20 protein-coding genes are annotated in these 20,583 nt (G+C 66.7%); 8 read left to right on the plus strand and 12 right to left on the minus strand.

Annotated elements, in window-relative coordinates; translation table 11 throughout:
* Nucleotides 1–41: 41 nt before the first annotated feature.
* Nucleotides 42–923, plus strand: coding sequence for a 3'-5' exonuclease (locus OXS49_RS00700; protein ID WP_267420874.1), 882 nt, complete (start codon nucleotides 42–44; stop codon nucleotides 921–923).
* 6 nt (nucleotides 924–929) lie between these two features.
* Here OXS49_RS00700 and OXS49_RS00705 read toward each other — a convergent pair whose 3' ends face one another.
* Together OXS49_RS00705 and OXS49_RS00710 are read right to left on the minus strand one after the other, a co-directional pair.
* Nucleotides 930–1,991, minus strand: coding sequence for a GntG family PLP-dependent aldolase (locus OXS49_RS00705; protein ID WP_267420876.1), 1,062 nt, complete (start codon nucleotides 1,989–1,991; stop codon nucleotides 930–932).
* A gap of 20 nt (nucleotides 1,992–2,011) precedes the next feature.
* Complete coding sequence (locus OXS49_RS00710; protein ID WP_267420877.1) at nucleotides 2,012–2,920, minus strand: amino acid ABC transporter substrate-binding protein; 909 nt, start codon at nucleotides 2,918–2,920, stop codon at nucleotides 2,012–2,014.
* A 116-nt stretch (nucleotides 2,921–3,036) separates the two neighbouring features.
* Here OXS49_RS00710 and OXS49_RS00715 point away from each other — a divergent pair, with 116 nt between their 5' ends.
* Nucleotides 3,037–3,981, plus strand: a complete 945-nt coding sequence (locus tag OXS49_RS00715; protein ID WP_267420878.1) for a LysR substrate-binding domain-containing protein — start codon at nucleotides 3,037–3,039, stop codon at nucleotides 3,979–3,981.
* A 2-nt stretch (nucleotides 3,982–3,983) separates the two neighbouring features.
* Here the strand turns inward: OXS49_RS00715 and OXS49_RS00720 are convergent, their stop codons facing one another.
* Complete coding sequence (locus OXS49_RS00720; RefSeq protein WP_267420880.1) at nucleotides 3,984–6,185, minus strand: 3-hydroxyacyl-CoA dehydrogenase NAD-binding domain-containing protein; 2,202 nt, start codon at nucleotides 6,183–6,185, stop codon at nucleotides 3,984–3,986.
* Nucleotides 6,186–6,298: 113 nt separating this feature from the next.
* On the opposite strand from OXS49_RS00720, the gene OXS49_RS00725 reads away from it, so the two are divergent.
* Entirely contained in the window at nucleotides 6,299–7,078 is a 780-nt protein-coding gene (locus tag OXS49_RS00725; RefSeq protein WP_267420881.1) for an EAL domain-containing protein, read from the plus strand.
* A gap of 30 nt (nucleotides 7,079–7,108) precedes the next feature.
* Here OXS49_RS00725 and OXS49_RS00730 read toward each other — a convergent pair whose 3' ends face one another.
* The 4 genes from OXS49_RS00730 to rpsT form a co-directional block, all read right to left on the minus strand.
* Entirely contained in the window at nucleotides 7,109–7,624 is a 516-nt protein-coding gene (locus OXS49_RS00730) for a hypothetical protein (protein WP_243916650.1), read from the minus strand.
* Nucleotides 7,625–7,743: 119 nt separating this feature from the next.
* Nucleotides 7,744–8,952 (minus strand): acetyl-CoA C-acetyltransferase, encoded by a 1,209-nt coding sequence (locus OXS49_RS00735; RefSeq protein WP_244002800.1) that lies wholly within the window; start codon nucleotides 8,950–8,952, stop codon nucleotides 7,744–7,746.
* Between the two features lie 269 nt (nucleotides 8,953–9,221).
* Nucleotides 9,222–10,715 (minus strand): chromosomal replication initiator protein DnaA, encoded by a 1,494-nt coding sequence (gene dnaA / locus OXS49_RS00740; protein WP_267420918.1) that lies wholly within the window; start codon nucleotides 10,713–10,715, stop codon nucleotides 9,222–9,224.
* Nucleotides 10,716–11,201: 486 nt separating this feature from the next.
* Nucleotides 11,202–11,468: a 30S ribosomal protein S20 gene (gene rpsT, locus OXS49_RS00745; RefSeq protein WP_243916652.1), complete on the minus strand. Its 267-nt coding sequence runs from the start codon at nucleotides 11,466–11,468 to the stop codon at nucleotides 11,202–11,204.
* A 779-nt stretch (nucleotides 11,469–12,247) separates the two neighbouring features.
* Between rpsT and OXS49_RS00750 the strand changes: the two genes are divergently transcribed.
* From OXS49_RS00750 to OXS49_RS00760, 3 genes are all read left to right on the plus strand, one after another.
* Nucleotides 12,248–12,805 carry a hypothetical protein gene (locus tag OXS49_RS00750; protein ID WP_267420882.1) on the plus strand — a complete coding sequence of 186 codons (558 nt, stop codon included), beginning with the start codon at nucleotides 12,248–12,250 and terminating at the stop codon, nucleotides 12,803–12,805.
* A complete protein-coding gene (locus tag OXS49_RS00755) occupies nucleotides 12,802–13,506 on the plus strand; it encodes a hypothetical protein (RefSeq protein WP_267420883.1) in 705 nt (234 codons plus the stop codon). The genes OXS49_RS00750 and OXS49_RS00755 overlap by 4 nt, the downstream gene beginning before the upstream one ends.
* A gap of 134 nt (nucleotides 13,507–13,640) precedes the next feature.
* Entirely contained in the window at nucleotides 13,641–13,880 is a 240-nt protein-coding gene (locus OXS49_RS00760) for a hypothetical protein (RefSeq protein ID WP_267420884.1), read from the plus strand.
* A 67-nt stretch (nucleotides 13,881–13,947) separates the two neighbouring features.
* Here OXS49_RS00760 and ccmB read toward each other — a convergent pair whose 3' ends face one another.
* Both ccmB and ccmA read right to left on the minus strand, forming a co-directional pair.
* Entirely contained in the window at nucleotides 13,948–14,616 is a 669-nt protein-coding gene (ccmB, locus tag OXS49_RS00765; RefSeq protein ID WP_267420885.1) for a heme exporter protein CcmB, read from the minus strand.
* The gene (gene ccmA / locus OXS49_RS00770) at nucleotides 14,613–15,251 is read right to left on the minus strand and encodes a heme ABC exporter ATP-binding protein CcmA (RefSeq protein WP_244002790.1); all 639 of its coding nucleotides are present in this window, start codon (nucleotides 15,249–15,251) and stop codon (nucleotides 14,613–14,615) included. The genes ccmB and ccmA overlap by 4 nt, the downstream gene beginning before the upstream one ends.
* A 103-nt stretch (nucleotides 15,252–15,354) precedes the next feature.
* Between ccmA and OXS49_RS00775 the strand changes: the two genes are divergently transcribed.
* Complete coding sequence (locus tag OXS49_RS00775) at nucleotides 15,355–15,540, plus strand: hypothetical protein (protein WP_244002787.1); 186 nt, start codon at nucleotides 15,355–15,357, stop codon at nucleotides 15,538–15,540.
* On the opposite strand, the gene OXS49_RS00780 is transcribed toward OXS49_RS00775, so the two are convergent.
* Complete coding sequence (locus OXS49_RS00780; RefSeq protein ID WP_244002785.1) at nucleotides 15,541–16,314, minus strand: RNA methyltransferase; 774 nt, start codon at nucleotides 16,312–16,314, stop codon at nucleotides 15,541–15,543. It lies immediately after the preceding gene.
* A gap of 194 nt (nucleotides 16,315–16,508) precedes the next feature.
* On the opposite strand from OXS49_RS00780, the gene OXS49_RS00785 reads away from it, so the two are divergent.
* Entirely contained in the window at nucleotides 16,509–17,723 is a 1,215-nt protein-coding gene (locus OXS49_RS00785; RefSeq protein WP_244002783.1) for an NADP-dependent isocitrate dehydrogenase, read from the plus strand.
* A 672-nt stretch (nucleotides 17,724–18,395) separates the two neighbouring features.
* Here the strand turns inward: OXS49_RS00785 and OXS49_RS00790 are convergent.
* Complete coding sequence (locus OXS49_RS00790; protein WP_267420886.1) at nucleotides 18,396–19,775, minus strand: HD-GYP domain-containing protein; 1,380 nt, start codon at nucleotides 19,773–19,775, stop codon at nucleotides 18,396–18,398.
* 341 nt (nucleotides 19,776–20,116) lie between these two features.
* On the minus strand, nucleotides 20,117–20,554 hold the full coding sequence (locus OXS49_RS00795; protein WP_267420887.1) for a DUF3429 domain-containing protein: 438 nt from the start codon (nucleotides 20,552–20,554) through the stop codon (nucleotides 20,117–20,119).
* Between the last annotated feature and the right edge of the window lie 29 nt (nucleotides 20,555–20,583).

Here is a 20,583-nt window from a genome sequence, read left to right on the forward strand (position 1 = left end):
GGAACAGCCCGAGAACTCCCGCCCGGCATGGTTGCCCCCCGATGACGGTCCTGGCCCTCGACTTCGAGACGGCCAACGAGCGGCGCGACAGCGCCTGCGCGGTCGGTCTCGCCTGGATCGCGGACGGCCGGGTCGTGCGCCGGGAAAGCCACCTGATCCGCCCGCCCGAGATGCGCTTCTCGCCCGGCAACATCCGGGTTCACGGTATCCTGCCGTCCAACGTCGCCGACGCCCCGGATTTCGCCACCGCGATGGCACCGTATCTGGACGACCTGCGGCGCGGGCTCATCCTGGCGCATAACGCGAGCTTCGATATCGGCGTCCTGCGGGCCGGGCTGGTGCGCGCCGGCCTGCCGGTGCCGGATCTGTCCTATCTCTGCACCGTTCAGGTGGCGCGCCGCGTATTCCCAGGGCCGGAGGGCTGCGGGCTCGGCAAGGTGGCGCGGCGTCTGGGCATCCGCTTCGAGCATCACGATGCCGGCGAGGACGCCTATGCCTGCGCGGAGATCGCGCTGGCGGCGATGCGCGAGCGGGACGCCGCGGACGTTCACGCGCTGGCCGCTTTGCTCGGCCTGCCGATCGCGCGGGCGGTCGGCGGACCTGCCGTGCCCCGACGGCTCCTCGGGGCGCCCCCTGGGGCGATCAGCGGGCGCGCGATGGCGGCCTTCCCGCAGGCGCCGACAGCCCTCCGCTTCGCGATGCGGGGATCCACCGGCAACCGGTACGACGTGCGTCTTGAGGAGCGGCCCGGCGGCCCGCTGCTGCGCTGCACCTGCTCGGCCGGCCGCTTCGGGGTGCGCTGCCGCCACGTGAAGGCGCTCGAGGTCGGCGACATCACCGACCTGCTCTCCGACAACGCCGCCGATGTCGTGCTGCTCGCTCGCATGCTCGGCGGGAAGGCGCGAGTCTCGGGCGCGGCCTGAGGCGGATCACGCCGCGTCGAGGCAGGCCCGGAAGGCGGCGACGGCGCGCTCGATATCGCCGGCCGTGATGTGCCGGTGTGTCACGAGACGCAGCCGCGTCGGGCCCAGGGGCCGGGTGCGGGTTCCCGCCGCATCGAGCACCGCGACCCAGCGGGCGCTGTCGAGGCCGGTTCGCGCCAGATCGACCTGCACGATGTTGGTCTGCGGTACGCTCGCGGACAGGCGTGGCCCCAGCGCGTTCAGCCCGTCGCTGAGCTGCCGGGCCCGCGCGTGATCCTCGTCCAGCCGCGCACCCATGGCGGTGATCGCCTCAAGACCCGCCGCCGCCACGATTCCCACCTGTCGCTGGGTTCCGCCGATCATCTTGCGGAGGCGCCGGGCCGTCGCGATGACCGGGTCGTCGCCGGCCAGCACCGCACCCATCGGCGCGCTCAAACCCTTCGACAGGCAGAGCGAGACCGTATCGACATGCGCGGTGAGATCGGCCGGCGGGACACCGAGATGGATCGCGGCGTTGAACAGGCGCGCTCCGTCGAGATGGACCGGGATGCCGCGCTTGCGGGCGATGTCGGCCAATGCCGCCATGTGGGCGGGCGGCAGCACCGTTCCGCCGGCCGCGTTGTGCGAGGTCTCGACCGCGATCATCGCGGTGCGGAGCGGACTCGCCGAAGGGTGCAGCGCCGCCTCCAGACGGTCGAGATCCATGGCGCCATCTGAGCCCTGGATCCCGAGCAGGAAGGTCCCCGTGAGGGTCGCGGCCCCGCGCTCGGTGTTGAGCATGTGGGCCTGCGCTTCGAGCAGCACCTGCTCGCTGCGCTGAACCTGCGCCAGGATCGCCAGGAGGTTGCCCATCGTGCAGCTCGGCACGAACAGGCCGGCGGCCTTGCCCAGCATCGCAGCCGCTGTCTCCTCCAGCGCCCGCGCGGTCGGGTCGGCGTCGAGCCCGTCATCGCCCAGCGGCGCCGAGCGCATACGCGCGTACATGGCTTCGGTCGGCCGGGTGACCGTATCGCTGCGCAGGTCCACAGTGTCGGACGCTTCGGCTGCCGCGTTCATGTCGGTGTGCATCTGAATACCTTCCGGGCGGCCTATCGATAGGCGGCCTCGTCACCGGAATCGGTCGGGTTGGCCAGGGCGCGCTTCAGCACGTCGCTCATCGGCAGCTCAAGGTTGATGCCCCTCGGCGGGATCGGCTGCTCGAAATAGCGGCTGTAGAGACGCGCCACGGTGCCGTCCTGGATCAGCTCGACCACGGCCTTGTCGACGGCCGCCTTGAAGGCCGGATCGTCCTTCGGCTCCAGGATGCCGTAGGGCGCGAATTCCAGCCCCTGGGTGCCGATCTTGTAATCGCCCGGCCGCTTGGCGCCCGCCACCGTGGCATGCGCCAGGGCATCGTCGTTGATCGTCCCCACGGCGCGGCCGGTCTCCAACAGCAGAAAGACTTCCGCGGTGTCCTTGGCGGGCATCACCTGAATGTCGAGCTTGTCGCGAACGTTGATCCGCGTCGCGACGCGCTGGGTCTCACCGCCCGCCTGGGCCGAGATCGTCTTGCCACGGAACGAGGCGATGTCGTTCACGTCGACCGGCGAGTCCTTCCTGGCCGTCAGCACCACCTGCGCCACGAAGGTGGTCGGCGCGAACGCGATCAGCTTGTGCCGCTCCGGCAGGTTGCTGGCGGTGCCGCATTCGAGATCGATCGTGCCGTTGTTGATCAGCGGGATCCGCGTCGCCGACATCACCGGCACGTGGCGGATGTCGAGCTTGGGCAGGTCCAGCGCCGCCTTGAGCTTCTGCGCGACGTGCTCGCATATCTCCAGCGAATAGCCGACCGGCTTGGCATCCTTGTCGAGGAAGCCGAAGGGCGGCGACGCGTCCGGGAAGCCGAGGCTGATCTGGCCGGTGGCGCGGAGCTTGTCGAGGCGCCCCTCCGCAATCGACGGCGCGGCGAGCCCGGCCCAGCACAATGCGGCCCCAATGAGCGAAAGCGTCCTCGACACGATCCAATCCCCCTGATTATGCCAGACTCTGCGTCTCAAACTTTGCCGGCTGATCCTAGGGGCGGCGGCGCGCCGGCGTCCAATGTCGATTTCCAGCCCCAGCATACGGATCTGATATGGCCGCACGGCGCATGACCTTCCGGCACATCGAGGCGTTCCGGGCGGTGATGGTCACGGGGTCCATGACCGAGGCGAGCCGGCGGCTCCACACGTCGCAACCGCAGGTGAGCCGCTTGATCGCGCAGCTCGAGGCGATCACCGGCCTGCCGCTGTTCGACCGCAGCGGCAGCCGCGTCATACCCTCCCTGGACGGCACGCGCTTCCACGCCGAGGTGGAGCGGGCCTTCGTGGGCCTCACCAGCCTGGAAGCGGCGGCCACGCGGATCCGCGCCTTCGGTGCCGAACAGTTGCGCGTCGCCGCGATGCCCCGGCTGGCCGGGGGCCTCCTGGCGCGGGCCGTGGTGCGCTTCCGGGTTGCGCATCCGGACGTGATCGTGGCGATCCATTCCGGCGACGACGAGACCGTGGACCACTGGATCGCCACCGGCTTCTGCGACGCCGCACTCACGATGCTCTACGGTGACGTTCCGGAGGGCAGACTCGATCATGTCGAGACCCGGGCCTGCGTGGCGGTGCTACCCCAGGACCACCCGCTTGCGGACCGCGCCGCGCTCGGACCGGAGGATTTTCGCGGCGTGCCCTTCGTCGCCACCTCACTCGGCAGCGCCCTGCGCGATCGGACCGAAGCGGTCTTCGACGCGGCGGGCATTCCGCTGACCATCACCGCCGAGGCCGGTCTCGGCGCCTCGATCTGCACCCTCGTCTCGGCTGGGCTGGGCGTCAGCGTGATGAATCCGCTGGCCGCCCACGAGGAGGCGAAGGTCTCACCGATCGCGATCCGGCCCTTCGCCCCCGCGCTGCCGGTGCATTTCGCGCTGCTGTTCCCGCCCGATCACGCGCGGGGACGCTTGATGCGGGCCTTCGGCGCCTGCGCCCGGGCAGTCCTGCTGGAGGAACTCGCCGTGCTGCCGGACGCCGTTCCTCGGCGTCCGGCCAGCTGACCTCAGGCTGCGCGCTTCTGGGCCTCCCCGTAGAAGGTGCCGCCGCGCTCGGCCATCGCGGCGAGGGTGTCGGGCACGGCAAAGCGTGGGCCATGCTCGGCCTCCAGCGACCGGGCCAGATCGACAAAGGTCGCCGCACCCATGAAGTCGATGTAGGACAGCGCGCCCCCGGTGAACGGTGCGAAGCCGAAGCCCAGGATCGACCCGACATCCGCCTCGCGCGGGTCCGTGACGACGCCCTCACCGACGGTGCGGGCAGCCTCCAGGGCCTGGACCACGAGAAGCCGCTGCTTCAACTCGTTGAAATCGACCGCTTCGGGATCAAGCCGGTTCGGCTGCAGGTTCTTCAGACCGGGCCAGAGGCGCTTCGGCCCACCCTCGGGATAATCGTAGAAGCCCTTGCGGTTTTTCCGGCCAAGGCGGCCCTGCTTCTCCACCAGCTCCGACAGAATCGCCTTCTGCGCCGGATCGACGGCGCCGGCTCCGACCTGCGCCTCGGTGGCCTTGGCGATCTTGAGCACGAGATCGAGGGCGACCTCGTCGTTGAGCGAGAGGGGTCCGACCGGCATGCCCGCCTGGCGGCCGGCGCTCTCGATCATGGCCGGCGGTACACCCTCGGCCAGCATCTTGTGGCCTTCGAGGATGTAGGCACCGACGCAGCGGTTGGCGAAGAAGCCGCGGGCGTCGTTGACGACGATCGGGGTCTTCTTGATCAGCCGCACGTAGTCGAGGGCCGTAGCAAGCGCCCGGTCGCCGGTCGCCTCGCCCTTGATGATCTCGACCAGCATCATTTTCTCGACCGGCGAGAAGAAGTGGATGCCCACGAACTGGTCGGGCCGCTGTGCGCTCATGGCGAGCCCGGTGATCGGCAGCGTCGATGTGTTGGAGGCGAAGATGGCGTCCGGGCGGATCACCGCCTCGACCTTCCGGATCACCTCGGCCTTCACCTTCGGATCCTCGAACACCGCCTCGATCACGAGGTCGCAATCCGCCAGTTCGGCATAATTGGAGGTGGCCTGGATGCGGCCGAGCAGCGCATCGCGATCGGCGGTCTTGGCGCGGCCCTTGTTGATCTGGCCGGTGATCAGCGTGTGGGCGTAGGCCTTGCCCTTCTCGGCGGCTTCGACCGACTGGTCGACCAGAACCACGTCGATTCCAGCCTGGGCGGTGACATAGGCGACGCCCGCGCCCATGAAGCCGGCGCCGATCACGCCGACCTTGCTCAGGGTGCTGGCCGGCACGTCCTTCGGACGGCGCGCGCCCTTGTTCAGCTCGCCCATGGAGATGAACAGCGTGCGGATCATCGCCGCCGCTTCCTTGCTGCGCAGGATATGCGCGAAGTACCGGCTCTCCACCCGCAGGGCGAGATCCATCGGCAGTTGCAGACCCTCGTACACCGAGGCCAGGATCGCCTTGGCGGCGGGGTAGTTGTCGTGGGTCTCGCGCCGGTAGATCGCGTTGGCCGGCGGCCAGATCATCATGCCGGCGGGCGAGTAGACCTTGCCGGACGGCGCCTTGAACTTCGGCACGTCCCAGGGCGCCACCGCCGATCCACCCTCGCGGATCCAGGCCTTCGCGCGTTCCACGATCTCGGCCTGCGGCGCCACCGCGTGGACCAGCCCCATGCCCTTGGCCATCGGCGCGCGGATCTGCTCACCCTTGAACAGCATCTGGAGGGCATCGCCCGTCTGCATCAGACGCGCCACGCGCTGCGTGCCGCCGCCGCCCGGGAACAGACCGACCTTGATCTCCGGCAGGCCGACCCGCGTCTTCGCGTCGTCCGATGCGACCCGGTGGTGGCATGACAGGGCCAACTCGAAGGCGCCGCCGAGGCACAGACCGTGGATCGCGGCCGCGAAGGGCTTGCCGCAGGTCTCCAGCCTCCGGAACAGCAGCGACAGGCGCCGGGACGCCTCGAAGAAATGGCGCATCGCCACCTCCTCGCCCTGCTCGGCTTTGAGCTTCTCATAGGCGAGGCCCAGGCCCTGGAGCATGGTCAGGTCGGCGCCGCCGGAGAAGTTGTCCTTGCCGGTGGCAATGACGCAGCCTTTGATGGCGGCATCGGAGACGACCTGCTCGATGATCTGCTCAAGCTGATCCATCACGCCCTCGGTGATGACGTTCATCGACCGGCCAGGCATGTCCCAGGTCGCCAGGGCGATGCCGTCGGCATCGGTCTCGAACCGGAAATCGGTCAGCGTCATGGTGCCGTCCTCCCAGGACAATGTCGGAAAGATACCGAGGCAATTACGTTAAGGTTGTATAGAGTACGAACGGGCACGGTCCGCCGGTCGGGGGGCACCGACGGAAGCCAGTCATGACGAAGGAAACCGGGTGCCGCGCCTGCCGCGCCGGCACCACCCTCGATTTCGATTTCACGATGGCCTTCCAGCCGATCGTCGACATCGGCAGAGGATCGGTCTGGGCCTACGAGGCCCTGGTGCGGGGCCCGAACGGGGAGCCGGCGCCGACAATCCTCAGCCGCGTCACCGACGAGAACCGCTACCAGTTCGACCAAGCCGCCCGAGTCCGGGCGATCGAACTCGCCGGCCGGCTCTTCCCGCGGGAGAGCGACACGCGGCTCTCGATCAACTTCATGCCGAACGCCGTCTACGAGCCGGTCGCGTGCATCCGCGCATCCCTGGAGGCGGCGCGGCGCGTCGACTTCGCGCATCAGCGCCTCATGTTCGAGTTCACCGAGCAGGAGCGGTTCCGCGATATCGCCCATCTGCAGCGCATCGTTGCCGCCTATCGCAAGCAGGGCTTCCTGACCGCGCTCGACGATTTCGGCGCCGGTTTCGCGGGGTTGAGCCTGCTGGCGAATTTTCGGCCCGACCTGATCAAGATCGACATGGATCTGGTCCGCGGCATCGACACCGATGCCGGGCGCCACGCCATCGTGTCCGGCGTCGTCGCGATCGCCCGGGCGCTCGACGTGACGGTTCTCGCAGAAGGCATCGAGACCGCGGCGGAACGCGAGGCCCTGCGCGCCCTCGGGATCGACCTGATGCAGGGCTACCACTTCGCCAAGCCGATGCTGGAGGCCTTGCCCCCGGTCACCGGCTTCGCGCCCATGACTGCCGCGCGCGCGGCCTAGGGCCAGCCGGGGGCGCGCGGCAGGCATCGCTTACTTCGGAGCCGGGACGGGCGCCGCAGCGGGCGGCATCGGCGGCATTGGCGGCGCGCCGGCCTTCGGTGCGTTGTCTGTGGCCGAGGCCACCGCCAGCATGTTCAACAGCTTGGTGACCGAATTCTGCGAGATCGCCGTCGCAGCGGAATTCGGATCGGCGTTCATGGTCTGGAACTTGAGGTAGGTCGGATCGGAATAGATCTCGTCGAGATGCTTCAGTTCGGCGAGGCTGAACTTCTCCGCGTATTCCTTCGACAGTCCCTCAACCATGATCTTGCGCTGCTTCTCGAACTCGTCGTTGAGTTCCTTGCGCACGGATTCCGCCCGAGCCTCCGGCATCGGCGCGACGGTCTTTTCCAGCGCGACGTTGAAGCCGGTCTGCAGGTTCTTGATCAGGGTTTTGTTCACCAGGGTCGTGGCCGTGGCGACGCGGTCCGCCGCCTCATCGGCGTGGGCGGCGAGCGGCAGGCTAAGAGTGACGCCAAGGCACAGCGTCGCGATCAGGCGGTTCAAGGGCTTGTCTCCCATGGTCTTATCGTCCGGCCCGGATGCGGGCTGAACGTCGCCCGCGCCTCTAGCAGCGTTCCCGATCTTTGGGGAGCGGCGCAACACCGCGTCCGGACATGGACCCGTCAAACCCGCTCGATGATCGTCGCCGTGCCCATGCCGGCGCCGATGCACAGCGTGATCAGCGCCCGCTCCTTGCCGGTGCGCTCCAGCTCGTCGAGGGCCGTGCCGAGGATCATCGCGCCGGTCGCGCCGAGCGGATGACCGAGCGCGATCGCGCCGCCGTTGACGTTCACGGCCTCCGGATCGAGGTCGAAGGCCTGGCAGAAGCGCAGGACCACCGCCGCGAAGGCCTCGTTCACCTCGAACAGGTCGATGTCCGACACGCTCATCCCGGCCCTGGAGAGGACCTTCCGGGTGACGTCGACCGGGCCGGTGAGCATCAGGGCGGGGTCGGAGCCGATATTGGCAAACGCCCGGATGCGGGCGCGCGGACGCAGGCCCGCCGCCTCGCCGGCCGCCTTGGAGCCCACCAGCACGGCCGCCGCGCCGTCCACGATGCCGGAGGAATTGCCGGCATGGTGGACGTGGTCGACCACCTCGACATCGGGATGCGCGTCGGTCGCCACGGCGTCGAACCCGCCCATCTGGCCCATCTGCACGAAGGAGGCCTTCAGTGCGGCGAGCGACTGCATGTCGGTGCCGGGGCGCATGTGCTCGTCGCGGTCCAGCAGGGTGATGCCGTTCACGTCGCGCACCGGGACCACGGAGCCGTCGAACAGCCCCTCCCCCCAGGACTTCGCCGCCCGCTCCTGGGAGCGGACCGCGTAGGCGTCGCAATCGTCCCGGGTGAAGCCGTACTTGGTGGCGATCAGGTCGGCCGAGACACCCTGGGGCATGAAGTAGGATTTGATGGCGATCGCCGGATCCACCGGCCAGGCACCGCCCGACGCGCCGATGCCGATGCGGCTCATCGATTCGACACCGCCGCCCACCGCCATCGCGTGCTGGCCGCTCATGACCTGCGCGGCCGCGAAGTTCACCGCGTCGAGGCCGGAGGCGCAGAACCGGTTGATCTGTACACCGGGCACATGGGCGCCGTAATCGGCCACGAGGGCCGCCGCCCGGGCGATGTCGCCGCCCGCCTCGCCCACCGGATCGACGCAGCCCAGAATCACATCGTCCACGAGGTGGGTATCGAGCCCGGTGCGATCCTTGAGGGCACGCAGGGCCGTCTCGGCGAGGCGCAACGCGGTGACTTCGTGCAGGGAGCCATCCGCCTTGCCGCGCCCGCGGGGCGTGCGCACATGGTCGTAGATGAAGGCGTCCGTCATCAGCACTCCCCGGGGTGTCGGTCCTCGCCTCGCGGCGACGCGGCCTTACAGGGCCGTCTCGGTTCGCACCAGTGTGCCACGGCGGGCGCGCCCTCGGCCAGCCCCAATCGTTGGGAGCCGGCGGAGGACGCGTGACAGGGCAGGGAATGTTTTGGTTCTTTTCGAGGCACCGCGCCGATTTGACGATAGCGGGCCGCGCACTTTGAGCCTATGGATTCGTCTGTTGCGCTCCCCGGCCAGTACAGACCCGGCCGGGGAGCGAAGAGCAGCTAGTCCTGAAGCATCCGCTTCAGGAGCTCGACTTCATCGCCGAGCACCGTGTCTTCGCCGATCAGCTTCTCGATCTTGCGGACGGCGTGCAGCACCGTGGTGTGATCGCGTCCGCCGAAGCGCCGGCCGATCTCTGGCAGCGAGCGCAGGGTCAGCACCTTCGAGAGGTACATGGCGATCTGGCGCGGCTTGACCACGGCGGCGGTACGGCGCTCCGACAGGATGTCCGAGCGCGAGACGTTGTAGCGCGAGGCCACCAGCTTCTGGATATCCTCGATCTTGATCCGCTTCGGCTCGCGGTTCTTCACGAGATCGCGGATCGCGCTCTCGGCGGTCTCCATCGTCACCGCTGTGCCGGTCAGCGTGGCGTGCGCCAGCAGGCGGTTCACCGCGCCCTCAAGGTCGCGGCCGTTGGCGGTGATCGCCCGGGCCACGTAGGACGCCACCTGCGGCGAGACATCGAAGCCCGGATGCGAGGCCCGCACGGCGGCGAGCCGGGCCGACAGGATCGAGACCCGCAGGGCTTCGTCGAGGGCGGTGATCTCGACCACGAGACCGCCGCCGAGGCGCGAGCGGACCCGCTCGTCGAGCGCCTCAAGCTCGGTCGGCGGCCGGTCGGAAGCCACCACGACCTGCCGGCCGGCATCGATCAGAGCGTTGATCGTGTGGCCGAACTCGGCCTGGATCGACTTGCCCTGGATGAACTGGACATCGTCGAGGATCAGCAGGTCGATGCCGCGCAGCCGCTCCTTGTAGACGAGCGCCGACTGCGTCTTCAGGGCGTTGACGAAGCCGTACATGAACCGGTCGGCGGTCAGGTAGATCACCCGGCGCCCAGCCTCCCGGGCGGCATGGCCGATCCCGTGCAGCAGGTGCGTCTTGCCGAGGCCCACGCCGGCATGGAGGTAAAGCGGGTTGTAGAGCGCCCCCTCCCCCTGATGGTTGGCAACCCGCTCGGCAGCGGCATGCGCCAGAGCGTTGGAGCGGCCGATCACGAAGCTCGCGAAGGTCAGCCGCGCGTCGAGCGGCGTGCCGCTCAGGTCACCACCGCCCTCCGTGGCGGGGCGGGGCTCGGGCGCCACTGCGGCGACCGGAACCGAAGCGCCGGCCGCATGCAGCCGGGCGAGCGGGCCGCTGGCGGGATTCGCCTTGGGCGCCCCCGTGGTGACCGTCCGGACCGGCGCGCCGGTGCCGCGCACGCCAACCTCGATCCGCGCGATCTCCTCGACCTCGGCCTTGAAGGTGCCGAGCACGCGGTCGAGGTAGTGCGACTCGATCCAGCTCTTGAGAAAGCGGGTCGGCACCGTGAGGCGGGCCGTACCGCCGGCGACCGCCTCCAGCTCGAGACGAGCGAACCAGCTCGCGAAGACATCCTCGCCGAGCTCGGCGCGCAGCCGGCGCTTCACGCGCGCCCAGGCGGATCCGTAATCCATCGTACCGCCGCTGTTGCGGCCACCCTCGTCGTCGCTCGCCACTGTTCCGTCGACACGCATCATTGGCTCTCCCGACGCCGCCCCCGGTCTCCCGCAGGCCGCGCCTACGCACGATTTACGCTCTTCGAGTCCCGCTAGGACGGGCGGGACAGAGTCCCTCGAACGGAGTCAAGCCCATTGCGAGGAACTTTTGCCGATTGAGGGAGCCTATCAACAATTACCTACGGTTCCTTTAACAGTGGGACTTGTGGGGATGGCGCCGATTCCCACTTCGAAGTCTTCCGCCCGACGCGGAACGAGCCGGCTAGAGTCTTGGCAAATTGGACTGATTCGCCGAAATCCCGAATCGGCGACGTTTTGCTTGATCGGTGTCAGTCTTTGTTAAGCTACACGTGGCGCCGAGACTCTGCAATGTCACCGAGTCTTGAACAGGGTTAATGCTTTCCAAGCAGCCGACATCGGTTTCAGACCGCCGGCCGTGATGCAGGCATGAAAAAAGCCCGGCTCGTGGAGCCGGGCTTCAAACCGTCTGAAGATGCGGGTGGTTCAGGCGGCCAGCGCCTTCACCCGGGCGGCCAGGCGCGAGACCTTCCGCGAGGCGTTGTTCTTATGGACAATGCCGTGCTGGGCAGCGCGCATCATCTCCGGCTCGGCCTCGCGGAGGGCGGTGAGCGCGTCCTGCTGGTTGCCGGTGGCGATCGCCTCCTCGACCTTGCGGACGAAGGTGCGCATGCGCGAGCGGCGCGAGCGGTTGATCGCCGTGCGCTTGGCGATCTTGCGGGTCATCTTCTTGGCCGAAGCGGTATTGGCCATCTAAGTCCTCGTTCTCTTCGTCGGGCGATGCCGACGGGCCGGCCCTGCCGGAAATCGGTCGTCGCGTCAGGTTGTCTGGCGATAGCCGAGACGCAGCGCGCGCGAAAGCGCGGCCCCTCGGCGAAGCGGTCTCTATAGTGAGAGGGTCGCCCGGCGTCAACGCGGAACAGTTGGACACTGCTCGATGGCGACACGCCCTAAATCTTGACATTTTTCCTATGTTTCTGTTTTGTTCTCATGCCGCCGCGGCAGGGCGGTGTGGCGGGGCACGACGATCATGCGTGAAGAGTCTCAAGCGCACAGCGAGTCGATCGTTCTGCGCAACATTCTTGCCGGCCTCGCACTGGAGACCAAGCTGATCCGCCTCCAGCGGGAGCTCCAATTCCGAGGTTGGGAGACGCAGCCGCGCGCACCATCGGGACAACCGAACGGCGGCGAATGGGTGCAAGGCCCCATCGGCCCGAGGGGACGTCCCCCCAGGACCCGCCCCCGCTCACGGAGAGCACGACGCTGCAGGATGGGACGCGCGTCCTGTCGGTCCGGATCCATGCAGGGCGACACCCCTTCGACGAACAGCACACCGTCACGGCGCCGGATGGCGAGAGCCGGATCTTCGAGACATCTGAGGCAACGCAGACGATCCTGGACGGTCAGACGGGTGATGTGCTGTCGCGCAGTACCTTCACCGCGACAGACCTCGTTTCGGACCCCTCGTACAGCCAGCCTTCCTGCCGGCTGTTCCGCTGGCGATCGAAGGTGCGCTCGCCGCTGTTGAGGCCGTGCGGACGCTTGAACTCGCGCTGTCGCTGCTGGCGGTCCTGTCCGCTCAGGACGACGGGTTTGGAACGGTTTTAGGCCTGACCACACACGAATTCGATCCCGCCACTGGCGCACAACCGGCCCTGACACCCTGGGTCGGAAAACTCAATCAGCAGGCTCTCAGCGGCGCATGCCCGCGCTATGGAGAAGTCTTAGCCATCGTCAACGATGTTACGAAGTCAGTCCGCGCGTCAGGGAATTATCGAGACGCGACGGATTTTGGCAACAGGGTACATATTGGAGTCGCGAGACGCGTGAATTCTCAGGAAGATCCTGATTTTAAGGCAGAAATTCTGCTCGATCCGATGGAAGGAAAGGCAAACCCCTACAAGCCAGGCAACGTCCGGCTGGATCTTTTGGAAAATGTGAGGGCGACGCAGACTGTTTGTGTCTATGATCATAAAACCGGGATTGCGGAAATCTCGATGGCGCGGGCAATGCAACTCGCCGCTAACGCCACAAGAAATTACCCTTACCTTAAGCGAATCATCATCATCCAAGTGAAGCCACAAACATGAGCTCAGCTCCACAAATCAAGAGGCTGGCCAAACCTCTGCTCCAAAACCACGACAACCTTATCATGGTCACCGGCAATATTATGGTTTATCTCCCCGTCAATCATTGGTGCCGTTATATTCGCATTCACAACAGACCAAAAAGAGGGTATTTCACAGTCGAATGGTGGATAGATACTCGGTTCGAACCGGGACACTATGCATTCATCAGTCGGAGCGGAGCGTATGCGCTGATAGGTCGATCACTTCAATACAAGCCCAAGGGGCAAACCGGGCTATTCGAATGGGATGATCCCACCATGCCGGGCGACTTCATCAATCAAGTCGAAGCCAGGATCCTGCCTGTGTTCTCCTCCCTCGACACGTTGGAGAAAACGATAACCCATCTTCGCTCACATCAAAACAATTCCTTCGCCGAGTATCCGCCCTGGAAGACCCTGATGCATGTCGCCCTCGGCGAAATTCCGGCCGCGCAGGCCGAATGGCAATCCGTCATGCACAAGTATGTGCCGCGCACGGCCGTTTCAGATGCTTCGGGCGATTACGTCTACGACCAGTGGTGTCTGTTAACCGAACCGCTGATGGCTGGCGACCGCGCGGCGCTGGCGCGGTTGCTGCACGACTGGGAGGCCACCAACATCAGCGGCACGAAACTTGAGCCTTATTGGCGTTCAACGCCGTTTCCGCTGGAACGCACCGCTTGAGGTATAGTCGGTTGAATCGGCGACTATACCGCCCTAGATCAAGTTGCCCAGACGGTTTTTGTGATTCTGAAACACAAGAACGAGACATCGATTAGGCTATATTTAATCAAAATTTTTAGCGATAAGCTTGAGATATGGAAAACGTCACGATTCTTGATGTCCTGAAGATGCTGGAGGAAGCTAAAATTTCCTTCCGGCTCGCGCGGGATCGGCCAGATACGGTCAGGGTCGACGCAACGCTTTATGGATTGCGCCTCGAAATCGAGTGCTTTGACGACAACCATGTCGAGGTATCGACCTTCCGAGGGACGGAAGACATCGATGGCGATTACGGCTATCTGTTGAAATTACTGGCCGAGAACCCGATGGATTAGACCCGGCCATGCGCCATCGCGGTCTTCGGCACACCATCGGCAGCGCATAGCGCTCAAGCATTAAGCCTCACTCCGGCCACCGCAAAGCCGCCGCCGCGGCCAGCGTTCCGACCACGGCGGCGATCAGTGTCAGCGCGGCCAACACGGCCAGCGGCACGAGGAACGGCACCGTCCCCCCGCTCGCCGCCTGGGCGGCCGAGACGCCGAAGATCAGCGTCGGGATCATCAGCGGCAGCACCAGCACGGCCAGGATCAGCCCGCCCCGCCGGATCGAGGCCGTCAGCGCCGCGCCCACCGCGCCGATGAAGCTGAGCGCCGGCGTCCCGGCGAGAAGCGTCAGGGCCGTAGCACTCATGGCGGTGCCATCGAGGGCGACGAGCAAGCCGAAGAGCGGCGCGGCCAGCGCGAGCGGCAGGCCGGTGGTCAGCCAGTGTGCCGTCACCTTGCCGAGCACCACCAGTTCGAGCGGCACCGGCGCGGCGGTCATCAGATCGAGGGAACCGTCCTCCTCGTCGGCCTGGAACAGGCGGTCGAGGCCGATCAGCGTCGCCAGCACGGCGGCGAGCCACAGGATCGCCGGGCCGATCCGCGACAGCAGGTTGAGATCGGGCCCGAGGGCGAACGGCACCAGGGCGACGATCATCAGGAAGAAGACCAGCGACAGCTCACCGGACCCGCCGACGCGGCCGGACAGGCGCAGGTCGCGGGCGATGAGGGCGAGGACCGCGCGGATCACGCCCATTCCTCCATCACGTCGGCCATAGGGGCCGCAGCGGCGGTCTCGATGCGCAGTTCGGCGGCGCCCGCGAGCCCGAGCGCTTGGTGTGTCGCCGCGATCACGAGGCCGCCTTCGGCGCGGTGTGCCGCCATCAGCGCGGCGAGCACCGCCTGCGAGGCCGTATCGAGGGCCGCCGTCGGTTCATCGAGCAGCCAGAGCGGGCGGGCGCAGACGAGAAGCCGCGCGAGCGCCACCCTCCGCCTCTGGCCCGCCGACAGATAGGCGACCGGCAAATCATGCGCATGGCCGAGGCCGAGACGCTCCAGGGCATCGCCGGCCGAGAGGCGCGGTGCCCCGAGAAGACGTTGGGCGAACAGCAGGTTCTCCCCCGCGGTCAGCGAACTCTTCAGCCCATCGCGATGGCCGACCGCGTGCAGGCATTCCGGCAGGCTCGCCTCGCCGACATCGGCGATCGCGATCTGCCCGGCGTCCGGCCGCAGCCGGCCGGTCAGGATGGCCAGCAGGCTCGACTTCCCGGCCCCGTTCCGCCCGGTCACCGCGAGCGCATCGCCGGGCCCGAGGGCGAAGGACAGGTTGGCAAAGATGCGGCGGCCGGAGCGGCGGCAGGCCAGATTGTCCACGCTGAGCCGCACCCGATACCCCACCCCATCCCGTACCGCCCTCCATGCCCGATTGCGCCGCGTAACGGAACCGCACCGCCCAGCTGAGCTTTCGTTCCGAAACGGAGGATTGCCTATGACCGAGGCGAGAAACCCGAGCGAGACGGACGTCGCCACGACACCCGATGCGGTGGCCGGCCGCGCCAAGGTCGAGGCGCGCCTGGCCGCCTGTACGCAGGAGGAGCAGGCGGCCTTCTGGGAGGCGGTCGGGCGCTGCTTCGGCGGGGGCAAACCGCCGGAGATGAAGCTGGCCACCGAGTAGTCAGGCGCCCTTGCGGGTCAGCGCCCGCAGGGCGCCGCGAAAGGTGCGCACGTCCTGCTCGGTGAGCGCCATGCGGTGGAGCATGTCGCGCATGTTGCGGGCGATGATGTCGCGCTTTTCCGGCGGATAGAAGCCGGCCATGTCGAGGGCGGCCTCCAGGCTGCCGAACAGCGCGAGCAAGGCCTCGCGGGTCGCCGGCGGGGTGAGCAGTTCGCCCGAAAACGGCAGCCGCGCCCGGCCGCTCGCCTGACGCCACGCATAGCCGACGAGCAGTACCGCCTGCGCGAGGTTGAGCGAGGGGAAATCCGGCGAGACCGGGAACGTCACGATGGCGTCGGCGAGCGACACCTCGTCGTTGGTGAGCCCGGCCCGCTCGCGGCCGAACATCACCGCAGTGCGCTGCCCGACCCGGCCGACGATCTCGCCCATCGCCTCTTCGGGCGCGAAGACGCGCTTCATCTGCCCGCGCTCGCGCGCCGTGGTGGCCAGCACGTAGTGGCAATCGGCAATCGCCTCGGCGACGCTGCCGAAGAGCGTCGCGCGGTCGAGGACATGCGTCGCGCCCGAGGCCGCCTCGCGCACGCCCTTCTTGGGCCAGCCGTTCTTCGGATTGACCAGGCGCAGCTCCGACAGGCCGAAATTTGCCATGGCGCGGGCGGTCATGCCGATATTCTCGGCGAGTTGCGGCTCGACCAGGATCACCGCAGGGGCGAGCCCCGGCGGAAGTTCGGTGACCTTTCCTGGGGCGTCGCCCTGTGCGTCTCGGCTCGTCATGCGGGCGATCTGACATAGCCGGCCCTCGCCCGTCGAGGCCCGGGTGACGAAGCGGCCCGGATGACAGCGCGCGCCTTCCGTCGCCGGAAGGGCCGCGCTATGTCGCGGAGCGAATTCCAGCCCGGGCCGCCCGGGCGCACGACCGCACGGCCTTTGCATGCCGTGGGCGGGCACAACGCGGAAGGCATCTGTCCATGGCGAAGATCAAGGTAGCGAACCCCGTTGTCGAGCTCGACGGCGACGAGATGACCCGGATCATCTGGGCCGAGATCAAGAACAAGCTGATCCATCCCTATCTCGACGTCGATCTCGAATATTACGATCTCGGCGTCGAGCACCGCGACGCCACGGGCGACAAGGTGACCGTCGATGCCGCCGAGGCGATCAAGCGCCACGGCGTCGGCGTGAAGTGCGCCACCATCACCCCCGACGAGCAGCGGGTGCAGGAATTCAACCTGAAGGAGATGTGGCGCTCGCCCAACGGCACGATCCGCAACATCCTGGGCGGCGTGATTTTCCGCGAGCCGATCATCTGCAAGAACGTGCCGCGCCTCGTCCCCGGCTGGACCCAGCCTTTCGTGATCGGCCGCCATGCCTACGGCGACCAGTACCGCGCCACGGACTTCAAGGTGCCCGGCAAGGGCCGCCTGACGATCAAGTTCGAGGGCGATGATGGCACGGTGATCGAGAAGGAGGTCTTCAAGTTCCCCGACGCCGGCGTCGCCATGTCGATGTATAACCTCGACCAGTCGATCATCGACTTCGCCCGGGCCTCGCTCAATTACGGATTGGCGCGCAAGTACCCGGTCTATCTCTCGACCAAGAACACCATCCTCAAGGCCTATGACGGCCGGTTCAAGGATCTGTTCCAGAAGGTCTACGAGGAGGAATTCGAGGCGAAGTTCAAGCCCCTCGGCATCACCTACGAGCACCGCCTGATCGACGACATGGTCGCCTCCTGCTTGAAGTGGTCGGGCGGCTACGTCTGGGCCTGCAAGAATTACGACGGCGACGTGCAGTCCGACACGGCCGCGCAGGGCTTCGGTTCGCTTGGCTTGATGACCTCGGTGCTGATGACGCCCGACGGCCAGACCGTGGAAGCCGAGGCCGCCCACGGCACCGTCACCCGCCACTACCGCGAGCACCAGAAGGGCCGCGAGACCTCAACCAACTCGATTGCGTCGATCTTCGCCTGGACCCGTGGCCTATCGCACCGCGCCAAACTCGACGGCAACGACGATCTGGCGAAGTTCTCGGCGACGCTCGAGAAGGTCTGCGTCGACACGGTCGAGGCCGGCTTCATGACCAAGGATCTGGCGCTGCTCGTCGGGCCCGAGCAGAAGTGGCTCTCGACGACCGGGTTCCTCGACAAGGTCGATCAGAACCTGAAGACCGCCATGGGTGTGTGAGGCACGCATTTTGGATCGCAACGCGGCGGGCATCCCTACGGGGCCCGCCGTTTCGTTTGTCGCATCTGCTTTAAATTGAGAACCATCTTTTGGGACGCGATCCTATGAACTGCGAAGCAGTCGCGCTTTGAGTCGGGACGAGTATTCCGTTCGGTCTCTTCGAACTATGTGCAATCCGGTTGTTCGGTCGTCATGCGATGACGGATACGATCGCCAGAGCGTCGGCAATCCGGCGGCCAGTCCTAACCCGGGCCAACTTCGCCTCTGTCCTCAGTTGAGGCGGTCTACAAAAAACCGACCTTTGAGGTGTCCCAACCCATACAAAGACAGGTTTTTGCATCTAGAAGGTGCAGATCAAGTTGCATCAAATGCGATCGGAATTGCTATCAGCATCTATTGGCGAATGGTGCACGCTCCCATAAGGCGCCGGTGAGAGCTTCAATAGCGATCCAGGCTTGCCGCCCGACAGAAGCCCAGGATGCTCAGCGCATGTTCTCCCGTCTTTTCACCGCGCTCTGCCTTCGGGTCCTGCGTTCGCCGGCCTGCGGATGGGTGGTGCGGACGGTCGTCGTCCTGGCGTCGCGGGAAGCATCACCCCACGGCAAGGCTGCCCATGGCGGTGCTGGCAACATGGCCCCAGTTCGATAGTCGACAGGTCGGCCGGGGCGGGGTTCAGGCCGCGCGGGCGAGATCACCCTCGATGGCGGCGAGCGCCCGCTCCAGCGCCCCGAAGCAGTCTGGATCGAACGCCGCTCCAAGGTCCGCGCGCATGATGCCAAGCGCCTTCTCAAGCGACATCGCTGCGCGGTAGGGCCGGTCTGCGGTCAGCGCGTCGAAGACATCGGCGACCGAAACGATGCGGGTTTCGGGCCCGATCGCACCGCCGCTTATCCCACGTGGATAGCCCTTACCGTCCAGCCGCTCATGGTGACCACCACCGATGCTGGCCATTTCGTGGAAGACCGCGACGCGCGCCAGGATCGTCTCGGAGAGAGACGCGTGGTTGCGCATATCACGCCATTCCGCCTCGTCCAGCTTGCCGTTCTTGTCGAGGATCGCGTTCGAGACCCCGAGCTTACCGACATCGTGAAGCAGCGCAGCCCGCTTGAGCCATCGGCGTCGTTCCGGCGGGTAACCGAGTTCAGCAGCGATCATATCGGCGTAGACCGCGACGCGCTCGGAGTGGCCAGAGGTGAACGGACTCTTGGCATCGATGATCTGTGCAAAAGCACGGGCGATGTCATCGAGGTAATCGTCGTCCACCACGATCGGGCTGGTCGGCGCAAGCGCGAACACCGCCGCCTCGACCTCAGCCGAGGCCAGGGTGTTCCAGAATCCGGGCTCGGAAGCGATTGCCTCGAAACAGGCGACGACCTGAGGATCGAACCATGTGCCCGAGCGCGCCCGCACCTCGGCAATCGCGGCCGCGGGGCCGGCTGCGGTGTGGAACACGTCCACCACCTGGGCGAGAAGCGCCACGCGTGCGTAGAGCGGAATCGCGGAGCCGGCGAGACGGTCTGGCCGCCCGCTGCCGTTCCAATGTTCGTCCAGGGCGTGGATGGCTTCGCAGACGCTGGCCGGGAAGCGAAGCTGACGGGCGATCTGCGCGCCGCGCTGGCAACGGGTCTGGATGAGGTCGTCGGCGATCGTGCCGCCGTTCTGCAGGATGTTGAGCACGGCCCGGAAGCGTTCAGCGAGGCCCGCCTTCAAACCTGTGTGAGAAAACACGAAGCCGAGCACCTTGGGCAGGCTATCGCTCACCGTCTTGAAGTCACGCTTGAAGCTGAGATCATCGGAGAGATAAAGTTCACAGATGCGCGCGGCGTTGCTGGAACACCCGAGGTCTTTCAACATCACCGTGTGATAGAGTTCCCAGAGTTGCAGGTCCGGCAGGCCTAGCTCTCGGCCGATGTGGAAGCCGATCCATGTCGCGCGCACGCAATGGCCGACGGGCTGACCCTCCGTAAGGTCAAGGGCGTGGCTCAGGGCGCCGAGAACTTCCGAGAGCTGGATCGTTCTGGCTTCGACCGCGCTGCCTGACACGATCCGCATCGTTCTGGTCCAGTCTTAAGTCTTATAGGCGTCTATAGGCAACGATAATGCCAGCAGAGCCTCACCAAAACGTTGCGCGTAGTCCTATCGTATTCGGCTAAAACGCGGGCCATGGCGCGGCTGCGCGGGCGTTGGCCTTGGGCTTTCTTGGGAACGAGGCGCTCGACGCGGTCGATGCGTCCCGTCACGGGTTGGCGTGATGCTCGGTCGACGTCGGCTCTGATGCATCAGCCACCCGGAGAGGGCCGGCACAATCCACCCGACACAGACCATCGCCCGCACCGGCTGTGCGTTCTCAGGTCCGACCAGTCCGCGATCGATGCGGCTCGCGAAGCTGAATCTCAGGCCGCCACCAGCAATGCCGCGCCGGCGACACCTGACAAGAGCAGCCGCAACCGCCCGAGCCAGATCGGCACGAGGCCGCGGCGGTGCAGATCCTGGTCGATCAGGCCCCAGGCGAGCACGAGGACGCCGAGGATGCGCAGGTCCCAGGGTGCCGGCGCAGCCATCGCGGCCCAGGCCACCAGGGACGGGATGATCGCCACGAGGTAATCGGCATTGCCGGCATTGCGCGCAGCGGCGGCGCCCCACCGGATGCCGCCGAGGAACGAGGCGATCACCGCCCCGTAGGCCGACAGAATGGTGCGCGGCGCCAAACCGAGGCTGCTCAGGCCGCCGTCGCTGCCCGAAACCGCCAGGGCCGCAAATCCCAGGAACGGAATGAGACCCGCCACGCCGAGTACGACGGCGCCGATCGGGACGGTGTTCCGGCGCGCCATCCATCCTCCGAGCAGCGGCATGGGCTGGC

Source organism: Methylobacterium sp. GC_Met_2, assembly GCF_026540795.1.
Taxonomy (GTDB): domain Bacteria; phylum Pseudomonadota; class Alphaproteobacteria; order Rhizobiales; family Beijerinckiaceae; genus Methylobacterium.